Annotated in this window: 5 protein-coding genes; 1 reads left to right on the forward strand and 4 read right to left on the reverse strand. The window is 68.9% G+C overall.

The features are described 5' to 3' along the window. From EB084_21235 to EB084_21245, 3 genes are all read right to left on the reverse strand, one after another. Positions 1–297, reverse strand: a 297-nt coding sequence (locus EB084_21235) for a hypothetical protein (protein ID NDD30788.1), incomplete at its 3' end; no start/stop codon positions are given. Positions 298–401: 104 nt separating this feature from the next. Next, positions 402–1,124 carry a hypothetical protein gene (locus EB084_21240; GenBank protein ID NDD30789.1) on the reverse strand — a complete coding sequence of 241 codons (723 nt, stop codon included), beginning with the start codon at positions 1,122–1,124 and terminating at the stop codon, positions 402–404. A gap of 119 nt (positions 1,125–1,243) precedes the next feature. Then, a complete protein-coding gene (locus tag EB084_21245; GenBank protein ID NDD30790.1) occupies positions 1,244–2,614 on the reverse strand; it encodes a cytochrome P450 in 1,371 nt (456 codons plus the stop codon). Between the two features lie 101 nt (positions 2,615–2,715). On the opposite strand from EB084_21245, the gene EB084_21250 reads away from it, so the two are divergent. Continuing rightward, positions 2,716–3,480 (forward strand): hypothetical protein, encoded by a 765-nt coding sequence (locus EB084_21250; protein NDD30791.1) that lies wholly within the window; start codon positions 2,716–2,718, stop codon positions 3,478–3,480. A gap of 14 nt (positions 3,481–3,494) precedes the next feature. Here the strand turns inward: EB084_21250 and EB084_21255 are convergent, their stop codons facing one another. Then, positions 3,495–3,959, reverse strand: coding sequence for a hypothetical protein (locus tag EB084_21255; protein NDD30792.1), 465 nt, complete (start codon positions 3,957–3,959; stop codon positions 3,495–3,497). Between the last annotated feature and the right edge of the window lie 7 nt (positions 3,960–3,966).

Raw genomic sequence — 3,966 nt, forward strand, 5'->3', positions numbered from 1 at the left:
CTGCAGGGTGGCATCGACCACATCGGCGTCGCGGCGAAGGCGCAGATGCCGCACAGGTCCGCTGTAGACGGCGGCGACGGCCTTCCAGCGCTGCGCCTCCAGCCGATCGCGATAGGCGTCGAGAATGCCCTCGCCCCTCCCGCGAACGCGGTACACGCTTCTCGCTGCTCCCTGCGTGAGCACCGAGACCCCCGCCTGGCGACGCAGCCATTGATCTTCTGGCGCGGCACCAGCAGGTTGGATCAGCAGCACGACAAGTGCCGCGAGAATGAAGCCGATGTGTCGTCGGTTGCGCATCGCAAGATGATTCGTGTGCGCGCCGGAAAACCCCTCAGGTGGAGATCCGCTCCATGACGACGTGGGTGCTTGCGTGACGCCCAACACCACCCGCGGCAGCCCGATCACGGCCGCTTCACCGAATCCACCAGCGCGCGAGCCTGCTCGCTGTGCTTGAGGTCCGTTCCGACACAGACCACACGCAGCGCCTGGCGCCCGCCGTCGAAGGCCAGCACCATGTACTGCTGGTCGAGCGTGCCGACCTTCAAGACTCCCTGTGCCACGCGGGCTCTGACCCCGCCAGACTCGAGGTTCTGCACCACCGGCCTCGCAAGGCCCTTGTCGATCTTCCCCAGGTGTGCAAGCGAGGCTGCCACGGCCTCCTCGGCGCTCTTCTCCGCCATGACGGCGATGAACAGCCCGTCGCTGAAGGTGAGCTGCAGCTCGCCGTCTGGCTTGACCTGCGACTGCATTCCCTCCGGGACCTTGAACACAAGGCCCGTCGCTGCCTGCAGTCGCTGTGTCGCCTCCGCAACGTCTGCGGGAGCACCGCTTGCCTCGAGCGACGCGGGCGAAGCCACCGGTGATGCGGGCACGTCGCCCATGGGGCTGCCCGAAGCCTCTGCCGGCCGCGGCGCAGACGAAGCGCTCGCGTCTGTCGGGGCGTTCGACGCGAGCGGTGACGGCAGACTGGCGCCCGACGAGGGAGGGGCAGAGACCACAGGGACGCTCGTCGGCGCGGCCGACAGCGAAGGAGACGCAAGCGGCGGGGCTGACGTCTCTCGCCGCTCGCACCCACAGGCGATCAGGCTCGTGACCACCACAAGGCTCAGCACCAGATGTCTCATTCTCGTCCTCCCCGATCTCGGCGTTCATGTGATGTCCGCAGCGGCCCACGCCTGGAAGAGGGGCGGCTTGGACGCATGCGATGGCAACTCCTCCGCTCTTCCGGGGGGGGGCAGGCGGCTCATGAGCAGACCACCGGCACACCCTTCGACGGGGTGAATGTGATGCTGCGCCGCGTCAGGCGCGGACGGTATCCCGGCGCGAGGCGCAGCGACGCGCCGCGAACGATGGTGGCCAGGATGAGGCGCATCTCGAGCATGGAGAACGCCATTCCCAGGCAGCGACGCGCCCCGCCGCCGAAGGGGAACCAGGCGTGCGGCGCGATGCGTCCTTCGAGGAAGCGCTCCGGCTCGAAGCGCTCGGGGTGCTCCCACTGATCCGCGCGATGATGGGCGAGGTAGACGCACGGGGCGAGCGTCGTCCCGGCAGGAACGACGGTGTCCGCGGTCTGAAGATCGACGCGCAGATGACGCCCGACGAGCGGAAGGATGGGGGTGAGACGAAGGGTCTCCTTCAGCACCGCCTCGAGGTAGGGCAGGTTGGGCAGATGGGCGGGCGTGATGCGCGCGTCGCCGACCCCCTCATCGAGCTCGACCTTCAGCCTCGCCAGCGTCTCCGGGTTGGAGAGCAGGTGACAGAAGGCCCACGAGAGCGTGTTGGCGCTGGTCTCGTGTCCGGCCACGAGCAAGGTCACCATCTCGTCACGCAGCTCGATGTCGCTCATCGGCTGCCCGCTCTCGTCCCGGGCATCGATGAGCATGCTCAGCACATCGTCACCCCGCTCCCCCGTGGTGCGCCTGCGGGTGATCTCGTCGAGAATCGCCTCATCGAGCGCGGCCCGCGCCTCTTCGAAGGGTCGCGCCGGGAGCCACCGCTCGAAGGGCCGAAGCGCCCAGGGCACAACGATCTCGCCGGTGGCGCCGATGATCAGCGACCACGGGCTCGCCAGCGTGTCGAGCAGCCGGGGCGTGATCTCACGCAGGCGCTCGAGCTTGCCTTCCGCGTCGATGCCGAAGACGGCGCGCAGGATGATCTCGAGGGTGATCTCCTGCATGGCCGCATGAAGAGAGAACCGCTCATGTCTCGGCCATCGGGCCATCACCGCTTCGGTGGCGTCGACCATCACGGCCCCGTGCACCTGCATTCGCTCCCCGTGGAAGGGCGGGGTCATGAGCCGTCGCTCGCGCAGATGGGCCTGCCCCTCGAGCAGCAGCAGCGAGTGGTCGCCCACCAGCGGCCGCAGGATCTTGTTCGAGTCACGCACCTCGTAGGCCGAGGGGGGCGCAGCAAAGGCGAGACGAATGAGCTCGGGGTCACTCGTCATCGTGAAGTGAACGCCGGGCAGGCGCAGCACGAAGGTAGACCCGTAGCGGCGCTCGCACCAGCGCAGAAGCGCGATGGGCGCAAACGCCCACAGCAGGATCTGCACCAGGGGAGGCAGGGGCAGGCCCGCGGGCTGGCGACGCGCGGGCACCACAGGAGACGAAGCCATTCGAGGAGGTTCCCCGCTGCACACGTGCGGGCCTCTTTCTTCAGGAACAACATTCAATTTCCACCAGGGTCACACGGGTCGCGTCGCGAACCGTCAGCGGCATGCCGCTTGCACTCGACGTCGCCGCTGCAGCGGGGCTCGCCCTCCTCTCGACCCTGACTCCGGCACTGCTGCTCCTGCTGCTGTTCACGGCCTGCGCCAACGAGAACCGCACCCGTCTCACCGCCATGGCCGACCGCTTTCACCCGTTGCGCCTTCTCCTCTGGGCAGGGGTGGCCACCCATGAAGGCGGGCATGCCCTCATGTGCCTGGGCACGCTCACCCGCATTCGTCAGATGCAGGTGAGATGGCACTCCGGGTTCGTCAAGCACGACGCGCGGGGGCCGGTGGTCTCGACCCTCATCGCGTGCGGCCCCATCGTGAGCGCAACCCTGCTCTCAGTGGCGGCCACGGCGTGGCTCTTCGGAACCAGCTTCGCGCTGGCCGCCGGCCCCTTCCGCGATCCGTTCGCCCAGGCCCTCGACGCCTGGACCCAGAGCGCCGCCCGCTCGCTCTTCCACACCCTCGTGACCCTCATTGCCGCGCGATGGTACGTGAACCTCCCCTTGCTGCTCGCGCTGGGGGGCACGCTCTCATCGGCAGCCCCGTCGCCACCGGATCTGCGAAACGCGGCTCCCGGCCTGTTGTGGATGGCGCTGGCCGCCTGGGCCGTGGAAGGGGCGGCCCGAGCCCTGGGATTCTCGTACGTGGCCGCGCTGCGCCCCCTGTTGCACGATGTCACCGGGGCCCTGGGAATCGCCGCCTTTGCGTGCCTGCTCAGCGCCGCGGTGATCGTGCCGCTGTCGATCGCGCTCTGCCGGAGGTGAACCGCTGTCCGCGCTCAGTCCGCAGACGGAAGGAAGCCGCGCAGCGCCGGGACCCGATCGATGATGTCAGCGATGGGCTCCCACGGCACGTGAACCTCACGCGTGTCCCCGAACAGGAGCACGATGCCGGTAGGGCGCACGTAGTATCCGCACGGGCGCGCGCGCTCCCCCGAGGCGCCCGCGGCGCCGCGCGCCGGCGGAGGGGGCTTGGGCGCGCGTTCGAGGAGCGCGTCGTACTGGGCGCGGCGAAAGGGCGTGACCTCACGGGCGTGCTCGAGATCGACGGTGAACCCCTCCACGCGCTGATCTACTTGCGGGCTGCCGTCGAACTGGCCGCGTGTGTGGAAGCGGAAGCTCAGGCAGGCGTCGGTGTGTGCGGTGAGGCTGAAGTCGGTGTGCTGTCGCCAGAATCCCACTGACGTGCCCGGGCAGGCCGAGCGTTCGTTCGGGCACCAGAGGTTGCTGAGCAGGCGGTTCACCGCCGCG

Source organism: Pseudomonadota bacterium, from assembly GCA_010028905.1.
Lineage (GTDB): Bacteria > Vulcanimicrobiota > Xenobia > RGZZ01 > RGZZ01 > RGZZ01.